General features: G+C 67.5%; 18 protein-coding genes. 15 read left to right on the plus strand and 3 right to left on the minus strand.

Annotated elements, in window-relative coordinates; genetic code table 11:
• Positions 1-4 precede the first annotated feature (4 nt).
• Positions 5-2,845 carry an aconitate hydratase AcnA gene (acnA, locus tag AB431_RS13580; RefSeq protein ID WP_047330361.1) on the minus strand — a complete coding sequence of 947 codons (2,841 nt, stop codon included), beginning with the start codon at positions 2,843-2,845 and terminating at the stop codon, positions 5-7.
• Positions 2,846-3,043: 198 nt separating this feature from the next.
• Here acnA and AB431_RS13585 point away from each other — a divergent pair, with 198 nt between their 5' ends.
• The 9 genes from AB431_RS13585 to AB431_RS13625 all read left to right on the plus strand — a co-directional run bounded on the left by AB431_RS13585 (position 3,044) and on the right by AB431_RS13625 (position 11,847).
• On the plus strand, positions 3,044-3,607 hold the full coding sequence (locus tag AB431_RS13585) for a DUF6676 family protein (protein WP_047330362.1): 564 nt from the start codon (positions 3,044-3,046) through the stop codon (positions 3,605-3,607).
• Positions 3,608-3,799: 192 nt separating this feature from the next.
• Entirely contained in the window at positions 3,800-5,257 is a 1,458-nt protein-coding gene (gene ripA / locus AB431_RS13590; RefSeq protein WP_047330363.1) for an NlpC/P60 family peptidoglycan endopeptidase RipA, read from the plus strand.
• Between the two features lie 13 nt (positions 5,258-5,270).
• Positions 5,271-5,960 carry an NlpC/P60 family peptidoglycan endopeptidase RipB gene (gene ripB / locus AB431_RS13595; RefSeq protein ID WP_047330364.1) on the plus strand — a complete coding sequence of 230 codons (690 nt, stop codon included), beginning with the start codon at positions 5,271-5,273 and terminating at the stop codon, positions 5,958-5,960.
• A 119-nt stretch (positions 5,961-6,079) separates the two neighbouring features.
• The gene (locus AB431_RS13600; protein ID WP_047333397.1) at positions 6,080-7,198 is read left to right on the plus strand and encodes a MoxR family ATPase; all 1,119 of its coding nucleotides are present in this window, start codon (positions 6,080-6,082) and stop codon (positions 7,196-7,198) included.
• Positions 7,195-8,139 carry a DUF58 domain-containing protein gene (locus tag AB431_RS13605; protein WP_047330365.1) on the plus strand — a complete coding sequence of 315 codons (945 nt, stop codon included), beginning with the start codon at positions 7,195-7,197 and terminating at the stop codon, positions 8,137-8,139. Before AB431_RS13600 ends, AB431_RS13605 begins: the two co-directional genes overlap by 4 nt.
• On the plus strand, positions 8,136-9,143 hold the full coding sequence (locus AB431_RS13610) for a VWA domain-containing protein (protein WP_047330366.1): 1,008 nt from the start codon (positions 8,136-8,138) through the stop codon (positions 9,141-9,143). Before AB431_RS13605 ends, AB431_RS13610 begins: the two co-directional genes overlap by 4 nt.
• Before the next feature lie 52 nt (positions 9,144-9,195).
• Positions 9,196-9,960 (plus strand): 3-oxoacyl-ACP reductase FabG1, encoded by a 765-nt coding sequence (gene fabG1, locus AB431_RS13615; protein ID WP_047330367.1) that lies wholly within the window; start codon positions 9,196-9,198, stop codon positions 9,958-9,960.
• Positions 9,961-9,988: 28 nt separating this feature from the next.
• Positions 9,989-10,795 carry an NADH-dependent enoyl-ACP reductase InhA gene (gene inhA, locus AB431_RS13620; protein ID WP_047330368.1) on the plus strand — a complete coding sequence of 269 codons (807 nt, stop codon included), beginning with the start codon at positions 9,989-9,991 and terminating at the stop codon, positions 10,793-10,795.
• Positions 10,795-11,847, plus strand: a complete 1,053-nt coding sequence (locus tag AB431_RS13625; protein ID WP_082135672.1) for a ferrochelatase — start codon at positions 10,795-10,797, stop codon at positions 11,845-11,847. The genes inhA and AB431_RS13625 overlap by 1 nt, the downstream gene beginning before the upstream one ends.
• Here AB431_RS13625 and AB431_RS13630 read toward each other — a convergent pair.
• A complete protein-coding gene (locus AB431_RS13630; protein WP_047333399.1) occupies positions 11,816-12,676 on the minus strand; it encodes a hypothetical protein in 861 nt (286 codons plus the stop codon). The two genes, AB431_RS13625 and AB431_RS13630, sit on opposite strands and share 32 nt — an antisense overlap.
• 78 nt (positions 12,677-12,754) lie before the next feature.
• Between AB431_RS13630 and AB431_RS13635 the strand changes: the two genes are divergently transcribed.
• Together AB431_RS13635 and AB431_RS13640 are read left to right on the plus strand one after the other, a co-directional pair.
• Positions 12,755-13,189, plus strand: a complete 435-nt coding sequence (locus AB431_RS13635) for an NfeD family protein (protein WP_047333400.1) — start codon at positions 12,755-12,757, stop codon at positions 13,187-13,189.
• Positions 13,190-13,201: 12 nt separating this feature from the next.
• A complete protein-coding gene (locus tag AB431_RS13640; protein WP_047330369.1) occupies positions 13,202-14,446 on the plus strand; it encodes an SPFH domain-containing protein in 1,245 nt (414 codons plus the stop codon).
• 5 nt (positions 14,447-14,451) lie between these two features.
• Here AB431_RS13640 and AB431_RS13645 read toward each other — a convergent pair whose 3' ends face one another.
• Positions 14,452-15,174: a TVP38/TMEM64 family protein gene (locus AB431_RS13645; RefSeq protein WP_047333401.1), complete on the minus strand. Its 723-nt coding sequence runs from the start codon at positions 15,172-15,174 to the stop codon at positions 14,452-14,454.
• Positions 15,175-15,316: 142 nt separating this feature from the next.
• Between AB431_RS13645 and mutA the strand changes: the two genes are divergently transcribed.
• The 4 genes from mutA (at position 15,317) to AB431_RS13665 (ending at position 21,751) form a co-directional block, all read left to right on the plus strand.
• Positions 15,317-17,170 carry a methylmalonyl-CoA mutase small subunit gene (mutA, locus tag AB431_RS13650; RefSeq protein ID WP_082135673.1) on the plus strand — a complete coding sequence of 618 codons (1,854 nt, stop codon included), beginning with the start codon at positions 15,317-15,319 and terminating at the stop codon, positions 17,168-17,170.
• A 3-nt stretch (positions 17,171-17,173) separates the two neighbouring features.
• Positions 17,174-19,426 carry a methylmalonyl-CoA mutase gene (gene scpA / locus AB431_RS13655; RefSeq protein WP_047330370.1) on the plus strand — a complete coding sequence of 751 codons (2,253 nt, stop codon included), beginning with the start codon at positions 17,174-17,176 and terminating at the stop codon, positions 19,424-19,426.
• Positions 19,426-20,409 carry a methylmalonyl Co-A mutase-associated GTPase MeaB gene (meaB, locus tag AB431_RS13660; protein ID WP_047330371.1) on the plus strand — a complete coding sequence of 328 codons (984 nt, stop codon included), beginning with the start codon at positions 19,426-19,428 and terminating at the stop codon, positions 20,407-20,409. The genes scpA and meaB overlap by 1 nt, the downstream gene beginning before the upstream one ends.
• A 73-nt stretch (positions 20,410-20,482) precedes the next feature.
• Complete coding sequence (locus AB431_RS13665; RefSeq protein ID WP_200902724.1) at positions 20,483-21,751, plus strand: serine hydrolase domain-containing protein; 1,269 nt, start codon at positions 20,483-20,485, stop codon at positions 21,749-21,751.
• The last annotated feature ends 184 nt before the right edge of the window (positions 21,752-21,935 follow it).

The raw sequence follows: 21,935 nt of genomic DNA on the forward strand, positions 1-21,935 counted from the left end.
CCGGCTAGCCGGCCCGCAACATATTGCGCAGCACGTACTGCAGGATGCCGCCGTTGCGGTAGTAGTCGGCCTCACCGGGTGTGTCAATGCGCACCACGGCGTCGAACTCGACAACCCGGTCAGTGCCATCGGCTTCATTTTTGCCGGTGGCCTTGACGTGAACGGTCTTCGGCGTCTTGCCGTTGTTGAGCTCTTCGATGCCGGTGATGTCGAAGACCTCGGTGCCGTCCAGTTTCAGCGACGCCGCGGACTCGCCGGCGGGGAACTGCAGCGGGATCACGCCCATGCCGATCAGGTTCGACCGGTGGATGCGCTCGAAGGACTCGGTGATCACCGCACGCACGCCCAGCAGGCTGGTGCCCTTGGCCGCCCAGTCGCGCGACGAGCCGGAACCGTACTCCTTGCCGCCGAGCACGACCAGCGGAATGTTCTGCGCCGCATAGTTTTGCGCAGCGTCGTAGATGAACGCCTGCGGCCCGTCCGGCTGGGTGAAGTCGCGGGTGTAGCCGCCGGAGACATCGTCGAGGAGCTGATTGCGCAGCCGGATGTTGGCGAACGTTCCGCGGATCATCACCTCGTGGTTACCGCGGCGGGAGCCGTAGGAGTTGTAGTCCTTCTTGTCCACGCCGTTGCTGTCGAGGTACTGCGCCGCCGGGGTGCCCGCCTTGATGTTGCCGGCCGGGCTGATGTGGTCGGTGGTAACCGAATCGCCCAGCAGGGCAAGCACTCTGGCTCCGGTGATGTCGCTGACCGGCTGCGGGTCGGCGGGCATGCCGTCGAAGTACGGTGGTTTGCGCACGTAGGTCGAGTTGGCGTCCCAGTCGAAGGTCTTGCCTGACGGCGTCGGCAGGTTCTGCCAGCGCTCGTCGCCCTTGAATACGTCGGCGTAGTTCTTCGTGAACATCTCTTTGTTGATCGCCGAGGCGATGGTGTCGGAGATGTCCTTCGACGACGGCCAGATGTCCTTGAGGAACACGTCGTTGCCGTCGCCGTCCGTGCCGAGCGGGTCATTCTCGAAGTCGAAGTCCATCGTGCCGGCCAGCGCGTAGGCGATCACCAGCGGCGGTGACGCCAGGTAGTTCATCTTCACGTCGGGGGAGATGCGGCCCTCGAAGTTCCGGTTACCGGACAGCACCGCGGTGACCGTCAGGTCGTTGTCGTTGATGGCCTTCGAGATCTCCTCGAGCAGCGGGCCGCTGTTGCCGATGCAGGTGGTGCAGCCGTAGCCGACGAGATAGAAGCCCAGCTTCTCCAGGTACGGCCACAGGCCGGCCTTCTCGTAGTAGTCACTGACCACCTGGGAGCCGGGGGCCATCGACGTCTTGACCCACGGCTTGGCGGTCAGGCCCTTCTCGACGGCATTCTTGGCCAGCAGCGCCGCACCGAGCATCACCGACGGGTTGGACGTATTGGTGCACGACGTGATCGACGCGATCGCGACCGCGCCGTGGTCGAGCACGAACTCGCCGCGTTCCGCGGCGCTCACCTTGACCGGCTTCGTGGGCCGGCCCTCGGCCCCGACGGCCGCGGAGTGCAGTGGTTCGGAACCGTTGTCGGCGAACGACAGCACCGCCGGGTCGCTGGCCGGGAACGACTCCTCGACGGCCTCGTCCAGCTTGGTCTGCGGGGCGGGGTTGCCGTTCTCGACGTAGTTGTGAATGTCCTTGCGGAACGCCGACTTCGCGTCGGAGAGCTCGATGCGGTCCTGCGGGCGCTTGGGTCCGGCGATCGACGGGACGACGGTGGACAGGTCGAGCTCGAGGTACTCGGAGTACTCGGCCTCGTGCTCGGGGTTGTGCCACATGCCCTGGGCCTTGGCGTAGGCCTCGACCAGCGCCAGCTCTTCGTCGCTGCGCCCGGTCAGCCGCAGGTAGTCGACGGTGACGTCGTCGATCGGGAAAATCGCTGCGGTCGAGCCGAATTCGGGGCTCATGTTGCCCAGGGTGGCGCGGTTGGCCAGCGGCACCTCGGCGACGCCCTCGCCGTAGAACTCGACGAACTTGCCCACCACGCCGTGCTTGCGCAGCATCTCGGTCACGGTGAGGACGACGTCGGTCGCGGTCACGCCGGGCTGGATCTCGCCGGACAACTTGAAGCCCACGACCCGGGGGATGAGCATCGAGACGGGCTGGCCCAGCATCGCGGCTTCGGCCTCGATACCGCCGACGCCCCAGCCCAGGACGCCCAGGCCGTTGACCATCGTGGTGTGGCTGTCGGTGCCGACGCAGGTGTCCGGATAGGCAACCCCGTCACGAACCATGGTGACGCGCGCCAGGTATTCGATGTTGACCTGGTGCACGATGCCGGTGCCCGGCGGCACGACCTTGAAGTCGTCGAAGGCGCCCTGGCCCCAGCGCAGGAACTGATAGCGCTCGCCGTTGCGGGAGTACTCGATCTCGACGTTGCGCTCGAAGGCGTCCGCGCTGCCGAACACGTCGATGATCACCGAGTGGTCGATGACCAGCTCGGCGGGGGCCAGTGGGTTCACCTGATCGGGGTTGCCGCCGAGGTCGCCGACGGCCTCACGCATGGTGGCCAGGTCGACGATGCAGGGGACCCCGGTGAAGTCCTGCATGATCACCCGCGCTGGGGTGAACTGGATCTCGATGCTCGGGTCGGCCGACGGATCCCAGTTGGCGATGGCATCGATGTGGTCTTTGGTGATGTTGGCGCCGTCCTCGGTGCGCAACAGGTTTTCGGCCAGCACCTTGAGGCTGTAGGGAAGTTTCTCGGTGCCGGGGACCGCGTCGAGGCGGTAGATCTCGTAGCTGTTGTCGCCCACCTTCAAGGTGTCGCGCGCTTCGAACGTGTTCAGGGACGAATTCGACGAATTTTCGCTGCTCACATCAACTCCCGGCGTTGTCCTCGATGCCGACGGGCTATGTCGACATCGGTCTCCATACTAACAGTACGGTTGTCCTGCTAAGCGGGCGGATGGGTATCCGCCGGTGTCGGCGGGCGGCCATCGGTCCGCCCTTCAGTCTTGTCTTCTCCGGCGCGTGGTGCCACCCCGTGTCGGGGCATCGAGGTACGGTTTCCGATCGTGACGATTCCGCACGCGCCGACCTTCATCCCCGTGGAGGTGTGCAGTAGTGCCGGGCTTGCCCCGTCGACTCCGGTCGACCAGTGTCTGGCCGCGGTCAAGGCTGATGTCGCCGCTGACGGCGTCGCCGCGCCGGCGGCCGATGTCGCGGGCCTGCAGAAGATAGTGGCCTCGGCCAAAGAACACGGCATCGATCTCAAGGTCGTCGTGATGGACAAAAGTCCGGCGATCGACACCCCGCTTCGCGATATCGCCACCGAGATCGGCAGCGCCAGCCCCGGCTCGACGGTGCTCGTGCTCAGCCCCGGCTGGGCGGGCACGTACAGCGGCACCTACGACCGGGTGATCCTCGAGGCGGGCCAGGATGTCGCAAAGACCGCCCCCAATCCGGTGGTCGGCACGCAGGCATTTGTCGACCAGTTGCAAACCCCCGACTTTCCCTGGACGGGATTAACGATCACGCTTGTGATCGGGGTGGCCGTAGCGGCTGTTTTGACCCGAGTTCTGCAGCTTCGGGCACGTCGCTCGCAAAATACCGTTACCCCGGCTGAACAGGGAAAATAGCCCTCTCTGGCAAATCAATAAGATTACTTTTCGGCAACATCCCGTAAATGACAAACATGTAATTCTTGCCGGAAGTTTCCTCTGCGACAAATGTGACGTACGGTGCAACTGTCGCCATTGTTATTGATGTGACTGATGTGACATCTGTTGCTGGCGTGACTGCACGTGTGGAGCAGAGGAGACCAGGGTCGAATGAGACGTTCCCAACGCGGCTCTCTTTTCCGGCCGGCCATTCGCATTGCCAAGCCGGTGTGTCCGTTGGCGCTCAGTGTCGCCATGACGTTCACGATGCCCGGACTGGCCCAGGCCGAGCCCGGGGCCGCCCCGAACATCATCGCAGGGCTCATCGCCGACGTCGCCGACGCGAACCAGCGGCTCCAGGACATCGGCGCCAAGGTGCAGGCCGAGCAGGAGAGCGTCAACAAGGCGCTGGTCGACGTCCAGGCCGCGCGGGATGCGGCGGCCGCGGCGAGTGCGAAGGTCGACGCCAGCGCGCAGGCCGTCAAGGACGCCAACGCCGCAATTGCCGACGCACAGAAGCGATTCGACGTCTTCGCGGCCGCAACCTATGTCAACGGGCCGTCGGCATCGCTGGTGATGGCGACCAACCCCGAGGACATCCTGTCCACCGCGGCGGCCGGGCAGACTCTGGCCGTCAGCTCGCAGCAGGTGATGACCGATCTGCAGCGGGCCCGCACCGAGCAGATCAACCAGGCGTCCGCCGCCCGGCTGGCCAAGGAGAACGCCGACAAGGCCGTCGCCGACGCCGAAGCCAGTCAGCAATCCGCGGTCAGCGCGCTGACCGCGGCCAAGCAGACGTTCACCGACCAGCAGGCCGAGATCAACCGGCTGGCCGCGGAACGCAAGACGGCCCAGGACAAACTCGACGCCGCCCGGCAGTGGTCCGCGCCGGCGAATTCGCCTGCGGCAGTACCGCAGTCGGCGGCTACCGGCCCGGCGACCCCGGGAGATCGCTGGGATCCCGCCGCCCCCGGTTCGCCCAAGGCGCCCGGCGCGGGCACGGCGCCGCCCTACGGCAGTGCGTCGGAATGGGACATGACGCTGCCGATGGTGCCCAGCGCCTTCGTCTCCGGGGACCCGATCCAGATCGTCAACGCGGTGCTGCAGATCGCGTCGTCCTCGGCGCAGGCCACCGCCCAGATGGGCAAGAGCTTCCTGCAGAAACTGGGCATCCTCAAGCCCGACTCGACCGGGATCACCAACGGCGCCATTCCCTACGCGAATGGCGCCCAGGCCTCCGAGTACGTGATCAAACGCGCCATGTCGCAGATGGGCGTGCCGTACTCGTGGGGTGGCGGCACCGCCACCGGCCCCAGCAACGGCATCGACAGCGGCGCAGGGACGGTCGGATTCGACTGCTCCGGCCTGATCCTCTACGCGTTCGCCGGTGTCGGCATCAAGCTTCCGCACTACTCCGGCTCGCAATACAACATGGGCCGCAAGATCCCGTCGTCCCAGATGCGTCGCGGTGACGTGATCTTCTACGGGCCCGGCGGCAGCCAGCACGTGACTCTCTACCTGGGCCAGGGCCAGATGCTCGAGGCTCCCTACACCGGATCGAGCGTCAAGATCTCACCGGTGCGCACCAGCGGCATGACGCCGTTCGTCGTCCGCTACATCGAATACTGACGGAGTTGTACCCATGTCTCGCAACACTTCTCGGCGGCTCTTCGTCGGGACGGTCCTGACGGCACTAGCGCTCGGGCTTGGGATCGCCGGCCCGGCCAATGCCGATCCGGGCGAGTGGGATCCGACGCTGCCCAAAATCCTGAGTGCGGGCGCCCCCGGTGACCCGGTCGCCGTGGCCAACGCCTCGCTGCAGGTCACTCAACAGGCCGCACAGGCGACCATGGACCTGGGCCGCAAGTTCCTGTCCGGTCTGGGCTTCGGCGGCTCACCGTCGGCACTGCCGGGCGGCCGGGTCCGCGGCCCGCAGGCCATCGAGTACGTGATCGCCCGCGGCGCCTCGCAGCGCGGCGTGCCGTATTCCTGGGGTGGCGGCGCGATCAACGGGCCCAGTGCCGGCGTGGAGGAAGACGCCGGCAAGGTCGGGTACGACTGTTCGGGCTTCACCCGCTACGCCTTCGCCGGCGTCGGGGTGCAGATTCCCAAGTACTCCGGCGACCAGTACAACGCCGGCAGGCACATCCCGCCGTCGCAGGCCAAGCGCGGCGATCTGATCTTCTACGGCCCCGCCGGGACCCAGCATGTCGCCCTGTATCTCGGCAACGGGCAGATGCTCGAGGCCTCCTCGGCGGCCGGGCAGGTCACCGTGAGTCCGGTGCGCACCGCCGGCATGACCCCGTATCTGACGCGCATCATCGAGACCTAGGCCGGCTCCGCTCTCGACGCGCCAGCGAACGGGGCACGTCGACGGATCTCAGAACGCCTGGAATAGTTGTGGCAGGGCACGGCGTGCCCGCCAAACCCAACAGCTCGTGGAGGAAGTCGATGACGTCACCAGGTGGGTCGCCCGCAGGCCCCGGATCGTTTGCCGGGCCGAGCGGAGCCCCGGCCGCCCCGCCGTCGGGCGGCAACGGTCTGGCCGGCGAGGTACACACCCTGGAACGGGCGATCTTCGAGGTCAAGCGCATCATCGTCGGCCAGGACCAGCTCGTGGAGCGCATCCTGGTCGGGCTGCTGGCCAAGGGTCACGTGCTGCTCGAAGGTGTGCCGGGCGTCGCCAAGACGCTGGCGGTCGAGACCTTCGCCAAGGTCGTCGGCGGCACCTTCGCCCGCATCCAGTTCACCCCGGACCTGGTGCCCACCGACATCATCGGTACCCGCATCTACCGGCAGGGCCGCGAAGAGTTCGACATCGAACTCGGCCCCGTGGTGGTGAATTTCCTGCTGGCCGACGAGATCAACCGCGCCCCGGCAAAGGTGCAGTCGGCACTGCTGGAAGTCATGGCCGAGCGCAAGATCTCCATCGGCGGCAAGACCTACGAGCTGCCCAAGCCGTTCCTGGTGATGGCCACCCAGAACCCGATCGAGAACGAGGGCGTCTACCCGCTGCCCGAAGCGCAGCGCGACCGGTTCCTGTTCAAGATCAACGTCGATTACCCGTCGCCGGAGGAAGAGCGCGAGATCATCTACCGGATGGGTGTCACCCCGCCGGAGCCCAAGCAGATCCTGGAGACCGGTGACCTGCTGCGGCTGCAGAACGTCGCCGCCAACAACTTCGTGCACCACGCGCTGGTCGATTACGTGGTTCGCGTCGTCACCGCGACCCGCCGGCCCGAGCAGTTCGGCCTGAGCGACGTCAAGGCCTGGGTGGCGTTCGGCGCCTCGCCGCGTGCCTCGCTGGGCATCATCGCCGCCGCCCGGGCCCTCGCGCTGGTGCGTGGCCGTGACTACGTCATCCCGCAGGACGTCATCGACGTCATCCCCGACGTGCTGCGCCACCGGTTGGTCTTGACCTACGACGCACTGGCCGACGACATCAAGGCCGAGACGGTGATCAACCGCATCCTGCAGACCGTCGCGCTGCCTCAGGTCAATGCTGTTTCGCAGCAAGGGCATTCGGCACCGCCGGTGGTTCCCGCCGGGGCGGGTGCCAACGGTCGGTGAGCGATTCGGAAACCGTCCACCCGCCTTCGTTTCAGCGCGGTGAGATCGGTGACGCCAAGCTTTCGGCGGCGCTGCGGACCCTCGAGCTCACCGTCAAGCGCAAGCTCGACGGGGTGCTGCACGGTGACCACCTCGGTCTGATCCCCGGCCCTGGCTCCGAGCCCGGTGAGTCGCGGATGTACCAGCCCGGCGACGATGTGCGCCGGATGGACTGGTCGGTAACCGCCCGCACCACCCACCCGCACGTTCGGCAGATGATCGCCGACCGCGAGCTGGAGACCTGGCTGGTGGTCGACATGTCGGCAAGCCTGGACTTCGGCACCACCGGCTGCGAGAAGCGTGACCTGGCAGTGGCCGCCGCGGCCGCGATCACCTACCTCAACAGCGGCGGCGGCAACCGGATCGGCGCGATCATCGCCAACGGCGACAAGATCACCCGCGTTCCGGCTCTGTCCGGCCGGATGCACGAGCAGACCCTGCTGCGGACGATTGCCACGATGCCCAAGGCACCGGCCGGGGTGCGCGGTGATCTGTCCGCCGCCATTGACGCCCTGCGCCGCCCCGAGCGTCGTCGTGGCATGGCGGTAGTGATCAGCGATTTCCTCGGTCCGATCAATTGGATGCGTCCACTGCGCGCGATCGCCGCGCGCCACGAGGTGCTGGGCATCGAGGTGCTCGACCCGCGTGACGTCGAACTGCCGCCGGTCGGCGATGTGATCCTGCAGGACACCGAGTCCGGGGTCACCCGGGAATTCACCATCGACGAGCAGCTGCGCGACGACTTCGCCCGCGCCGCCGCGGTGCACCATGACGAGGTGGCGCGCACGTTGCGCCGCTGCGGTGCGCCGCTGATGACGCTGCGCACCGACCGCGACTGGATCGCCGACATCGTGCGGTTCGTCGCGTCCCGTCGTCGTGGCGCCCTGGCGGGCAGCCAATGACACTGCCGTTGCTCGGGCCGATGACGCTGGGCGGCTTCGAACACCCATGGTTCTTTGTGTTCCTGCTCGTCATTGCCGGGCTGGTCGGGCTCTACGTCGTCGTGCAGTTCGCCAGGCAGAAGCGGATTCTGCGCTTCGCCAACATGGAACTGCTGGAAAGCGTTGCGCCCAAACGACCTAACAAATGGCGCCACCTGCCGGCCATCCTGCTGATCGCCTCGCTGGTGCTGTTGACGATCGCGATGGCGGGGCCGACGCATGATGTGCGCATCCCGCGCAACCGCGCCGTGGTGATGCTGACCATCGACGTCTCGCAGTCGATGCGCGCCACCGACGTCGAGCCCAGCCGGTTGGCCGCCGCGCAGGAGGCCGCCAAGCAGTTTGCCGACCAGCTGACCCCCGGCATCAATCTCGGGCTGATCGCCTATGCCGGCACCGCGACCGTGCTGGTGTCGCCGACCACCAACCGCGAAGCCACCAAGAACGCGATCGACAAGCTGCAGCTGGCGGACCGCACCGCCACCGGCGAGGCGATCTTCACCTCGTTGCAGGCGATCGCGACCGTTGGCGCCGTGATCGGTGGCGGTGACACCCCGCCGCCCGCCCGCATCGTGCTGATGTCCGACGGTAAGGAAACCGTGCCGTCCAACCCGGACAACCCGAAGGGCGCATTCACCGCCGCCCGCACGGCCAAGGATCAGGGCGTGCCGATCTCCACGGTGTCGTTCGGCACCCCGTACGGCTACGTCGAAATCAACGATCAGCGCCAGCCGGTCCCGGTCGACGACGAGATGCTGAAGAAGATCGCGGAGCTCTCCAGCGGCAATGCCTACACCGCCTCGAGCCTGCAGCAGCTCAAGGAGGTCTTCACCTCGCTGCAGGACCAGATCGGGTACGAAACGATCAAGGGTGATGCCAGCACCGGATGGCTCCGGCTGGGCGCGTTGGTCCTGGCTCTGGCCGCACTCGCCGCGCTGCTGATCAACCGCCGCCTGCCGGGCTGATCGCCGGTGGTCGATTTCGGTGCGGCCGACGGCAGGCACTAAGTTGACTCCCATGTCCGAAACCGCATCCGCAGAATCGGCCGACGCCAAACCGGCCGGCAGACCACCGTTTGTCTCCCGTTCCGTGCTCGTCACCGGTGGAAACCGGGGTATCGGTCTGGCGATCGCACAGCGGCTTGCCGCCGACGGCCACAAGGTGGCCGTCACCCACCGCGGCTCCGGGGCGCCCGAGGGACTGTTCGGCGTCGAGTGCGACGTCACCGACACCGCGGCCATCGACCGGGCGTTCAGCGAGGTCGAAGAACATCAGGGACCGGTCGAGGTGCTGGTGTCCAACGCCGGCATCTCCAAAGACGCCTTCCTCATGCGGATGACCGAAGAGCGGTTCACCGAGGTCATCAACGCCAACCTCACCGGAGCGTTCCGGGTGACACAGCGGGCGTCGCGCAGCATGCAGCGCAACCGGTTCGGCCGGATCATCTACATCGGCTCGGTATCCGGCATGTGGGGGATCGGCAACCAGGCCAACTACGCGGCCGCCAAGGCGGGCCTGATCGGTATGGCCCGTTCGATCTCGCGCGAGCTGTCCAAGGCCGGCGTGACCGCGAACGTGGTTGCTCCGGGCTATATCGACACCGAGATGACCCGCGCGCTAGACGAGCGGATCCAGGCCGGCGCGCTGGACTTCATTCCCGCCAAGCGGGTGGGCACCGCCGAGGAGGTGGCCGGTGCGGTCAGCTTCCTGGCATCGGAGGACGCGAGCTACATCGCCGGCGCGGTGATCCCCGTCGACGGCGGCATGGGCATGGGACATTAGAAGAGAAAAGGACTTTCAGGGACTTCACATGACTCTTTTGCAAGGCAAGCGGATCCTCGTCACGGGGATCATCACGGACTCGTCCATCGCATTCCACATCGCCAAGGTGGCGCAGGAAGCAGGCGCCGAACTGGTGCTCACCGGCTTCGACCGGATGAAGCTGATCCAGCGGATCGCCGACCGGTTGCCGAACCCGGCGCCGCTCCTCGAACTCGACGTGCAGAACTCCGAGCACCTGGACACCCTCGCCGATCGGATCTCCGAGACGATCGGCGAGGGCAACAAGATCGACGGTGTGGTGCACTCGATCGGGTTCATGCCGCAGACCGGCATGGGCATCAACCCGTTCTTCGACGCCCCGTACGAGGATGTCGCCAAGGGCATTCACATTTCGGCGTACTCCTATGCCTCGCTGGCCAAGGCCGTGCTGCCGATCATGAACCCGGGCGGCGGCATCGTCGGCATGGACTTCGACCCCACCCGTGCGATGCCGGCCTACAACTGGATGACGGTCGCCAAGAGCGCCTTGGAGTCGGTGAATCGATTCGTCGCCCGCGAGGCCGGAAAGGTCGGCGTGCGCTCCAATCTCGTTGCGGCAGGACCGATCCGCACGCTGGCGATGAGTGCGATCGTCGGTGGCGCGCTCGGCGAGGAGGCCGGTGCGCAGATGCAGCTGCTCGAAGAGGGCTGGGACCAGCGCGCCCCGCTCGGCTGGAACATGAAGGATCCGACGCCGGTCGCCAAGACCGTGTGCGCTTTGCTGTCCGACTGGCTGCCCGCCACCACGGGAACCATCATCTTCGCCGACGGTGGCGCCAGCACACAGCTGCTCTAGTGACAGCGTTTGATGCGCTTCTGGTGCTGTCCTTCGGCGGGCCCGAGGGGCCGGACCAGGTGATGCCGTTCCTGGAGAACGTCACTCGTGGCCGCGGGATACCGCCGGAGCGGCTGGCCGCCGTGGCCGAGCACTACCTGCATTTCGGCGGTGTCTCACCGATCAACGGCATCAACCGTGCCCTGATCGACGAGATCCGCGCCGAGCTCGCCGATCGCGGCGAGCAGCTGCCGGTGTACTTCGGCAACCGCAACTGGCATCCGTTGGTCGAAGACACCGTTGCGGCAATGGCTTCCGATGGAGTGCGGCGGGCCGCGGTGTTCGCCACCTCGGCGTGGGGCGGGTATTCCGGCTGCACGCAATACCAGGAGGACATCGCACGGGCGCGTGCCGCTGTTGGCGACGCAGCCCCCGAATTGGTGAAACTAAGGCAGTTCTTCGACCACCCGCTGCTGGTGGCGATGTTCGCCGACGCCATCGCGACGGCGGCTGCGACGCTGCCCGAACCGCTGCGGGCCCAGGCCCGGCTGGTGTTCACCGCGCATTCGATACCGCTGCGCGCCGCCGACCGATGCGGCCCGAATCTGTATGCCCGCCAAGTTCGTTACGCCGCCGCGCTGGTGGCCGCCGCGGCCGGCCACGGCGACTTCGACGTGGTGTGGCAGTCGCGGTCCGGGCCGCCGCAGGTGCCGTGGCTGGAACCCGATGTGGGCGATCATCTTTCACAGCTTGCGCAGGCAGGTACCAAGGCGGTGGTGGTCTGTCCGGTCGGTTTCGTGTCCGACCACATCGAGGTGGTCTGGGACCTCGACAACGAGCTGCGTGAGCAGGCCGACAATCTCGGTATCGCACTCGCGCGGGCCTCGACACCCAACGCGCAGCGCCGGTTCGCAAGGCTCGTACTCGACCTTGTCGACGAAGCGCGCGACGGACGCGAACCTGCGAGAGTCGTTGGCCCCGAGCCGGTTCCGGGCTACGGCTCCAGCGTCGACGGCGCGTTGTGCACGGACACGTGCGTGGCTAGTGCCAGGCCGAGTGCAGGATCGCGGTGACGGCGGCGATTCGGGCCGACCGGACCACGGTTGCCAGCGGACGCAGCGCGTCGCTGGCGATCTGAGCCTCTGATGCGCTCTGCGTGCCGATCGGCATCAGTCCCGAGCTGACCGTGATGATCGCGTCGACGTGTGCGGCGTTCTCCAGCACCCGAAGTGCCCGCGTCGGAGCGTGATCGGGGGCACGGTGGTGCCGTCCGGTCTCCAGCACCTGCTCGACGAGGCCACGCGGATCATCGATTCCGCCCGCGGCACCGAGCTGCAGCGCGCCCAGCGCCTCGGCGGCCGACCGTACCGCCGACCGCAGGCTGTACTCCGCCTCCCCGAGGTCGAGGTGATCGGTGATGGGGCGGTCCGGCAGCGAGTACACCGTCCACGAGAGCGCGCACAGCTCGGGCACCCGATCACCGTCGGGCAACTCGTCGTCGGCGTCGTCGTACTCGAAATCCGGGACCAGGCCGATGGTGTCGCCGCGAGGGCTCGTCACGATGATCGCCTCGCCGACTGCCAGGGCGTCACGCTGGAACTGAGTGCCCGCCGCCAGACCGCGGACATCGCCGGGCACCGGCAGCGCCAGGCTGATCGCGGGCGGCCCGGCATCTATCGCGCGGCCGGCGACGGTCCGCAGCGTCTGCAGCAGCGAGACGGCACCGGCGTCGTCGACGTCGGGCCAGGGCAGGCCGGTATGGCCGGCCGCAACCGAATCGTAGGCGGTCACCGAATGCGTTGGCGCCCATGCCGATAGCGCGTCAAGGACGTCGTCGGGCGCGGCCTTGCCCGCGAGCCAGGCATTGGCCCAGACGGAGAGCGAAACACTTGGGCACCACATGATGCTCGCAGTGTAGTGGTTCGACACCGAACCGGCTTTCTGCAACCGCTCAGCCATGTGCCGAGATATCCTGGCGCCATGCCCGCGGCGCTGATCTGGTTAGTGTTCGCCCTGGGTCTTGCCGGCGCCGAAGCACTGACCGGAGACATGTTCCTGTTGATGCTGTCCGGCGGTGCGCTGGCTGCCGCCGGATCGAGCTGGCTGCTGGACTGGCCGGTGTGGGCCGACGGCGCGGTGTTCCTGGTGGTCTCGGTGCTGCTTCTGGCCCTGGTGCGCCCGGCGCTGCGCCGCAAGCTCACCGCAGGCAAGGGCCTGCCCGAACCGGTGAAAGCCCTGGAGGGCAAGACGGCGCTGGTCCTGGACCGGATATCGCGCCATGAAGGCCAGGTGAAACTCGAGGGCGAAATCTGGACGGCGCGGCCCTACAACGACAACGATGTCTACGAACCGGGCGACCACGTCACCGTCATGCACATCGACGGTGCCACCGCAGTCGTCTGGAAGAACGACTAAGGAGAACTCGTCATGGACGGTGCCGTAGCCGGTTTGGTTCTGCTGGCGGTGCTGGTGGTCTTCGCCATCATCGTCGTCGCCAAGTCTGTCGCACTGATACCGCAGGCCGAAGCGGCCGTCATCGAACGGCTCGGGCGGTACAGCAAGACGGTTTCCGGGCAGCTCACGCTGCTGATCCCGTTCATCGACAAGGTCCGCGCTCGCGTCGACCTGCGCGAGCGGGTGGTGTCCTTCCCGCCGCAGCCGGTGATCACCGAGGACAACCTGACGGTCAACATCGACACCGTCGTCTACTTTCAGGTCACCAATCCGCAGGCAGCGGTCTACCAGATCAGCAACTACATCGTCGGTGTCGAGCAGCTGACCACCACCACGCTGCGCAACGTGGTCGGCGGCATGACCCTCGAGCAGACGCTGACCAGCCGTGACCAGATCAACGGTCAGCTGCGCGGCGTGCTCGACGAAGCCACCGGCCGCTGGGGCCTGCGGGTCGCGCGCGTCGAGCTGCGCAGCATCGACCCGCCGCCGTCCATTCAGGACTCGATGGAAAAGCAGATGCGCGCCGACCGTGAGAAGCGCGCGATGATCCTCACCGCCGAGGGCAGCCGGGAGGCGTCGATCAAGCAGGCCGAAGGGCAGAAGCAGGCCCAGATCCTGGCCGCCGAGGGCGCCAAGCAGGCCGCGATCCTGGCCGCCGAGGCCGAGCGGCAATCCCGGATCCTGCGGGCGCAAGGTGAGCGCGCCGCCTCCTACCTGCAGGCCCAGGGCCAGGCCAAGGCGATCGAGAAGACGTTCGCCGCGATCAAGGCCGGCCGGCCCACCCCGGAGATGCTGGCGTATCAGTACCTGCAGACCCTGCCGCAGATGGCCAAGGGTGAGGCCAACAAGGTGTGGCTGGTGCCCAGCGACTTCGGCTCGGCGCTGCAGGGCTTCACGAAAATGCTCGGCGCGCCTGGCGAGGACGGGGTGTTCCGCTACACGCCGTCGCCGGTCGACGACCATCCGGCCAAGTCCGACGAGGAAGACGCTGCAGAGGTCGCCGACTGGTTCGACACCCAGACCGACCCGGCGATCGCTCAGGCGGTGGCAAAGGCCGAGGCCGAGGCCCGCGCAACGGTGCCATCGGTCGGCGTCGCCGCGGTCCCACCGCCGCAGCAGATCGCCCCGCCGCCGGTTTCGTACCCTCCGCTCTCCGAGCAGCAGGCCCCGCCGGCTGACCCGCAGTACGCGCCGCGGCACGGCTCCGAGCAGCCGTAGCCGACCTACGGGGTGTTGGCGGCGACGTCGCCGCCGGCGCGGCGGTGACTGCGGATCTCGTAGACCAGGCCGGCGACGCCAACGGCCGCGGTGCAGACCGACACCAGAATCAGCAGCGGGCTGACGTTGCCGGTCAGGGCGTCGCCGAGGAAGACCACGGCGGCGGTGCCCGGGATCAATCCCGCCAGCGTGGCCCACAGATACGGCATCACCCGAACGGCTGAGGCGCCCGCGGCGTAGTTGAGCACCGAGAACGGCACGGCGGGAATCATCCGCAGCGAGAAGATCGCCTGCCAGCCGCGCTCCCGCAGCCGAGCGTCCACCGACACGAGAGCCGGATGGCTGACGAGCTTGCTGAACTGCCAGCCCACCGCGCGCACCAGCAGCAGCGCGATCAGCGCACTCAGCGCACTGGCCACCACGGCGATCGCCACGCCCAACCCCGGGCCGAACAGCAGGCCGGCGGCCAATGTGAACGCAGTGCGGGGGAAGGGGAACACGGTGACGACGACGTGCGCGGCCAGGAAGGCCAGCGGGAACCAGGCGCCGAGCGAGGTTGCCCAGTCCCGCAGCTGCACGGCGGTGGGCAGCGGCACCAACAGCACGATTGCGACGAGAATCACAGTGACGATCGCGGTGACGACGAGGCGCGTCCGGGATACCTGGCGCGCGGTGGAGATCACCGCTGAGCGCACACTGCGCCACGTGCTGCGAGCCTTCGATGTCACGTTCACCAAGGTTACGGCCCATCTGGGACGGCGCGCCGAGTGCGACGCGGGTTACCGGCGGGTAGGCGTAGTCGGCCACGTCACGGCCGAAGTGATCATTTAGCCTGATGGTCTGATGGCTGGTCCCGGTACGGGCTGCCCCATGCTGCGACAACAGGAGTTGCCGGTGTCAGTAGAGGTTGAGGAAGGCCGCGCCCGCTGGCGCAGCGCGGTGGCCGGCGTGCTGGCCAAGAGCAGCCGGAAAGACCCGGCGGATCTACCCGCCGAGCCCGAGACACTGCTGGATTCGCCCACCTACGAGGGCTTTGCGATCCGGCCCCTGTACACCGCACTCGACGAACTGCCCGAATCGCCGCTGCCGGGACAGTGGCCGTTCGTCCGCGGCGGCGACGCTCACCGCGATGTCGTCGCCGGCTGGAAGGTCGCCGAGGTCTTCCCGGGTCCGGGCTTCTCCGGCGCGGTCGCCGACGGCAACGCCGCGGTGTTGGGCGCCCTGAGTGACGGCGTCAGCGCACTGGTGCTCAGTGTCGGCGACACCGGTGTCGCCCCAGCGGATCTGGACCGGCTGCTGGAGGGGGTCTTCATCGAGCTCGCGCCGGTGATCCTGGAATCCGGTGCACAGTTCAGCGCCGCCGCCGAGGCCGTGCTGGCACTGGTGGCCGGTGCCGACGAGGCCCAGCGGGCTGGACTGTCGATCGACCTCGGCGCCGATCCGCTCACCGCGCCGCTCAGCGGCTTCGATGCACCCGGCATCGAGGAGGTGACCCGGGTCGCCGCGAATCTGATCGGCAGCACGGGGGTTCGCGCGATCACCATCGACGGACCGGCGTTCCACAACCGCGGTGCGAACGCGGCCTGGGAACTCGCCGGAGCGCTCGGGGCTGCCGTCGAGTACGTGCGTGCGCTGGTCGACGCAGGCATCCCGGTCGCCGATGCGCTGCGACAGATCAGCTTCCGGCTCGTCGCCGACGACGACCAGTTCCTGACGATCGCGAAATTCCGTGCGGCCCGCCAACTCTGGGCCCGGGTTGCCGACGTGGTCGGTCAACCCGACAACGGAGCGGCGACCGTGCACGCGGTCACCTCGTTGCCGATGATGACCCAGCGTGACCCCTGGGTGAACATGCTTCGCACCACGCTGGCCGCGTTCGGCGCCGGAGTCGGGGGAGCGGACACCGTGGCGGTGCTGCCGTTCGACATCGCGATCCCCAGCGGTTTCCCCGGCATCAGCGCCGGCTTCGCCCGCCGGATCGCGCGCAACACCCAGCTGTTGTTGCTGGAGGAGTCGCATGTCGGGCGGGTGCTCGACCCAGCGGGCGGTTCCTGGTACGTCGAGGACCTCACCGAAAGCCTTGCGGCCCAAGCCTGGTCGCACTTCCAGGACATCGAGTCGCGGGGCGGATTCGTGGCGGCCGTCGATCATGTCGCCGAGCAGATCGAACAGGTGCGCGTGCGCCGGGCCGACGACATCGCCCACCGTCGCACCGCGGTCACCGGGGTGAACGAGTTCCCCAACCTCTCCGAACCGCCGCTGCCGCACTTCGACTCCTCGGAAACCGTGCGGCGCTATGCGGCCGGATTCGAGGGGCTGCGGGACCGCTCCGACGCCTTCCTCGACCGCACCGGCGCCCGGCCCAGGGCGCTGCTGCTGCCGCTCGGCCCGCTGGCCGAGAACAACATTCGCGCGACATTTGCCGCCAATCTGTTGGCCTCCGGCGGGATCGAGGCAGTCAACCCGGGTACCGTCGACGCCGCCGGTGTCGCCGCCGCAGCGAACGGCCTCACGGTCGCGGTGATCTGCGGCACCGACGCGCGCTATGCCACCGATGCCTCCGATGTGGTGACGGCCGCGCGAGCCGCGGGCGTGACCCAGGTCTACCTGGCCGGCCCGGAAAAGGCGGTGGCCGACGCCGCGGCCAAACCCGACGGCTATCTGACCGCCAAAATTGATGCGGTCGAAGCACTTTCGTCCCTGCTCACCCAATTGGGGGCTTAGTTCATGACTGCCAGCACGAGCACCGTACCGAGCTTCGCCGACGTTCCCCTGCACGGCGATCAGCCCACACCGGCGCCGACTGAGGCCGCGGTCGCCGAGCATGTCGCCGCCGCCGCATCGACGCACGGTTACACCGCCGAGCAATTGGAATGGCAGACCCCGGAAGGTATCACCGTCAAACCGGTATACGTCGGCGCCGATCGGGACGCCGTCGTCGCCGCCGGATATCCGCTGGACAGCTTTCCCGGCGAACCGCCATTCATCCGCGGGCCCTATCCGACGATGTACGTCAATCAGCCGTGGACCATCCGCCAGTACGCCGGCTTCTCCACTGCAGCGGAATCGAACGCGTTCTACCGCCGCAACCTGGCGGCCGGCCAGAAGGGCCTGTCGGTGGCCTTCGACCTGGCCACCCACCGCGGCTACGACTCGGACCATCCCCGGGTGGCCGGTGACGTCGGCATGGCGGGGGTGGCCATCGACTCCATCCTGGACATGCGCCAGCTCTTCGACGGTATCGACCTTTCCACGGTCAGCGTGTCGATGACGATGAACGGTGCGGTGCTGCCGATCCTCGCGCTCTACGTGGTCGCTGCCGAGGAACAGGGTGTGCCGCCGGAGAAGCTGGCCGGGACCATCCAGAACGACATCCTCAAAGAGTTCATGGTCCGCAATACCTACATTTATCCGCCGAAGCCCTCGATGCGGATCATCTCCGACATCTTCGCCTACACCAGCGCCAAGATGCCCAAGTTCAACTCGATCTCGATCTCCGGCTACCACATCCAAGAAGCCGGTGCGACAGCCGATCTCGAGCTCGCATACACGCTGGCCGACGGTGTCGAGTACCTGAAGGCCGGCCGGGACGCCGGGCTGGACGTCGACAAGTTCGCTCCGCGGCTGTCGTTCTTCTGGGGCATCGGGATGAACTTCTTCATGGAGGTCGCCAAGCTGCGTGCGGGAAGGCTGCTGTGGAGCGAGCTGGTCGCCGAGTTCGGCGCCAAGAATCCCAAATCGCTTTCGCTGCGGACCCATTCGCAAACCTCGGGCTGGTCGCTGACCGCCCAGGACGCGTTCAACAACGTCGCTCGCACCTGCATCGAGGCGATGGCTGCAACTCAGGGCCACACCCAGTCGCTGCACACCAATGCCCTCGACGAGGCGCTGGCGTTGCCCACCGACTTCTCGGCACGCATCGCCCGCAACACCCAGCTGCTGCTGCAGCAGGAGTCGGGCACCACCCGGCCGATCGACCCATGGGCCGGGTCGTACTACGTGGAATGGCTGACCTATCAGCTGGCCGAGAAGGCCCGGGCACATATCGCCGAGGTTCGCGAGCACGGCGGCATGGCGCAGGCCATCAACGACGGCATCCCGAAGCTGCGCATCGAGGAGGCCGCCGCGCGCACCCAGGCACGGATCGACTCCGGCGCGCAGCCACTGATCGGCGTCAACAAGTACCAGGTGGACGAGGACCAGGACATCGAGGTCCTCAAGGTCGAGAACAGCCGGGTGCGCGCCGAGCAGATCGCCAAGCTGGCGCAGCTGCGCGCCGAACGTGACGAGGCGGCCACCCAGGCGGCGCTGGGCGAATTGTCTCGTGCCGCAGCCGCTTCCGGGCCGGTAGGCGAGGACGGTCTGGGTAACAACCTGCTGGCGCTGGCGGTCAACGCCGCGCGGGCCAAGGCCACTCTCGGTGAGATCTCCGACGCTCTGGAGAAGGTGTACGGCCGGCATCAGGCCGAGATCCGCACCATCGCCGGGGTGTACCGCGACGAGGTCGGGAAGGCCCACAACGTGAGTACCGCAACGGAATTGGTGGAGAAGTTCGCCGAGGCCGATGGTCGCCGGCCGCGCATTCTGGTCGCCAAGATGGGCCAGGACGGCCACGACCGCGGGCAGAAGGTCATCGCCACCGCTTTCGCCGACATCGGTTTCGACGTGGATGTCGGTTCGCTGTTCTCCACCCCCGAAGAGGTTGCGCGCCAAGCCGCCGACAATGACGTGCACGTCGTCGGCGTCTCCTCGCTTGCCGCCGGGCACTTGACCTTGGTGCCGGCATTGCGAGATGCGCTCGCCGAGGTCGGGCGCCCCGACATCATGGTCGTCGTCGGCGGTGTCATCCCGCCCGGAGACTTCGACGAGCTCTACGCGGCCGGTGCCACCGCGATCTTCCCGCCGGGGACGGTGATCGCCGACGCCGCGGTCGACTTGCTGCACAAGCTCGCCGAGCGGCTCGGCTACACGCTCACCTGATGCCCTCCGACGTCGCAGGGCTGGCCGAGGCGATTCGCGGCGGCGATCGTGCGGCGCTGTCGCGGGCCATCACGCTGGTCGAGTCGACCCGTGCCGATCATCGCGACCAGGCTCAGCAGCTGCTGCTGGAGTTGATGCCGAATGCGGGCGCGGCGCTTCATGTCGGCATCACCGGCGTTCCCGGGGTGGGGAAGTCGACCACCATCGAGGCGCTGGGCATGTACCTCATCGAGCGGGGCCACCGAGTCGCGGTGCTGGCCGTCGACCCATCGTCGACCCGCACCGGCGGGTCGATCCTGGGTGACAAGACCCGGATGGCCAAGCTCGCCGTCCACCCAGACGCATACATCAGGCCGTCGCCTACGTCGGGGACTCTGGGCGGCGTAGCGAAGGCGACCCGGGAGACCGTGGTGCTGGTCGAGGCCGCCGGATTCGACGTGATCCTGGTTGAAACCGTCGGCGTCGGGCAGTCCGAGGTGGCGGTCGCCAACATGGTGGACACCTTCGTGTTCCTCACCCTGGCCCGCACCGGCGACCAACTGCAGGGCATCAAGAAGGGTGTGCTGGAGCTGGCCGACATCGTGGTGGTCAATAAGGCCGACGGCAAGCATGCCACCGAGGCCAAGGCCGCCGCGCGCGAACTCACAGCCGCGATTCGCTTGATCTATCCACGCGAAACACTTTGGCGTCCGCCAGTTTTGACGATGAGCGCGATCGAGGGGACCGGCTTGTCCGAGCTGTGGGAGACCGTGCTCAAGCACCGTGACGTGCTGAGCAAGGCCGGCGAGTTCGACGCCCGACGGCGCGAGCAGCAGGTGGACTGGACGTGGTCGATGGTGCGCGACGCCGTCCTCGACCGGGTGCTGAACCATCCGGCCGTCCGCAGTCAACGGTCCGAGATCGAGCGTCAGGTGCGTGAGGGCGAACTCACCCCGGCGCTGGCGGCCCAGCGGCTCCTCGCGGCCGCTGGACAGTCAACCTGACGGGCCGCGGGCCAAGCTAACAAAATGGCAACAATTTGTTACAGATGTGCTTAGACCGATTAAATTCTCAGCTGTGACTCAGGTGACTCCGGGACGCGACACCCTGCCCCACGGGCTGCAGGGTGCTGCTGATCCGCACTTCGCCTGCGCGCTGCGCAACTTCTCGGCGATGTTCCCGCATCCCCGGTTCGGTGGCGGTGCGCTGGCGGTCTACCTCGACGGCCAGCCGGTGGTCGACGTGTGGACCGGGTGGTCGGATCGGCGGGGGCGGCAACGCTGGTCGGCGGACACCGGCGCGATGGTGTTCTCCGCAACCAAGGGTGTGGCCTCGACCGTCATCCACCGGCTCGTCGACCGCGGCCTGATCGACTACGACGCACCGGTGGCCGAGTACTGGCCCGAGTTCGGCGCCAACGGCAAGGCTGCGATCACCGTCCGCGACATGATGCAGCACCGCGCCGGTCTGGCACACCTACGCGGGGTGCGCCGACGCGACCTGCTCAACCACGTCGTGATGGAGGAGCGCATTGCAGCGGCACCGGTCGGCCGAAATTTCGGCAAGCCGGCCTATCACGCGCTCACCTATGGCTGGCTGCTGTCCGGCTTGGCCCGCGCGGTCACCGGCATCGGGATGCGGGAGCTGATCCGCACCGAGGTGGCCGCGCCGCTCGATACCGATGGGATTCACCTGGGTCGGCCGCCGGCCGGCGCGCCCACCAGGGCCGCCTCGATCATCGGCCCCCAGATGAACATCCCCAACCCCTTCTTCAACACCATCGCCCCCCGCATCGCGGCCTTCGAGTTGTCGGCCATTTTCGGCTCCATGTACTTCCCCGGCATGAGGTCGACGGTGCAGGGTGCCATGCCGTTGCTCGACAGCGAGCTGCCCGCGGCCAACGGTGTCGCGACGGCACGCAGTCTGGCCCGCATGTACGGCGCCATCGCCAATGGCGGCGAGATCGATGGCAAGCGCTATCTGTCCGCCGAATTGGTGGCGGGCCTCACCGGCCGTCGCAATCTCACCCCGGACCGCAATTTGATTCTGCCGCTGGCTTTCCACCTCGGTTATCACGGGCTGCCGATTCCTGGGCTACTGCCCGGCTTCGGTCACGTCGGCCTCGGCGGCTCACTCGGCTGGGCGATCCCGGAGGCGGGACTGTCGTTCAGTTTCGTGCACAACCGGCTGCTCACCCCGTTCGTGCTGGCTGACCAGGCCGGCTTCGTCACCACCGCCGCCCTGATCCGGCGGGGTGCGGCGGCCGCGCGTAAGCATGGGTTCACGCCCGTCACCGAGTTCGGCGCACGGTTCCCGGCCGCCTCGGCGGGGGTCGTCGCGGGTTAGCTCCGCACCCAGATTCTCGGTCTGAAGCCTTGCTGTGGCATCCCGGTGCTCGGGAACTTGCCTGATCGCAGGGTTGCGGGCCGACCCCGCCGGCCTCGCCACAGGTCCTCGTTCGGGGCTCCAGCTAACTTTCACAGGGAGTTCACAAGACCCCCTTATGCCGGTGACAAATGTCACGGAGTGC

This window comes from Mycobacterium sp. EPa45 (assembly GCF_001021385.1).
In the GTDB taxonomy this organism is placed as follows: domain Bacteria; phylum Actinomycetota; class Actinomycetes; order Mycobacteriales; family Mycobacteriaceae; genus Mycobacterium.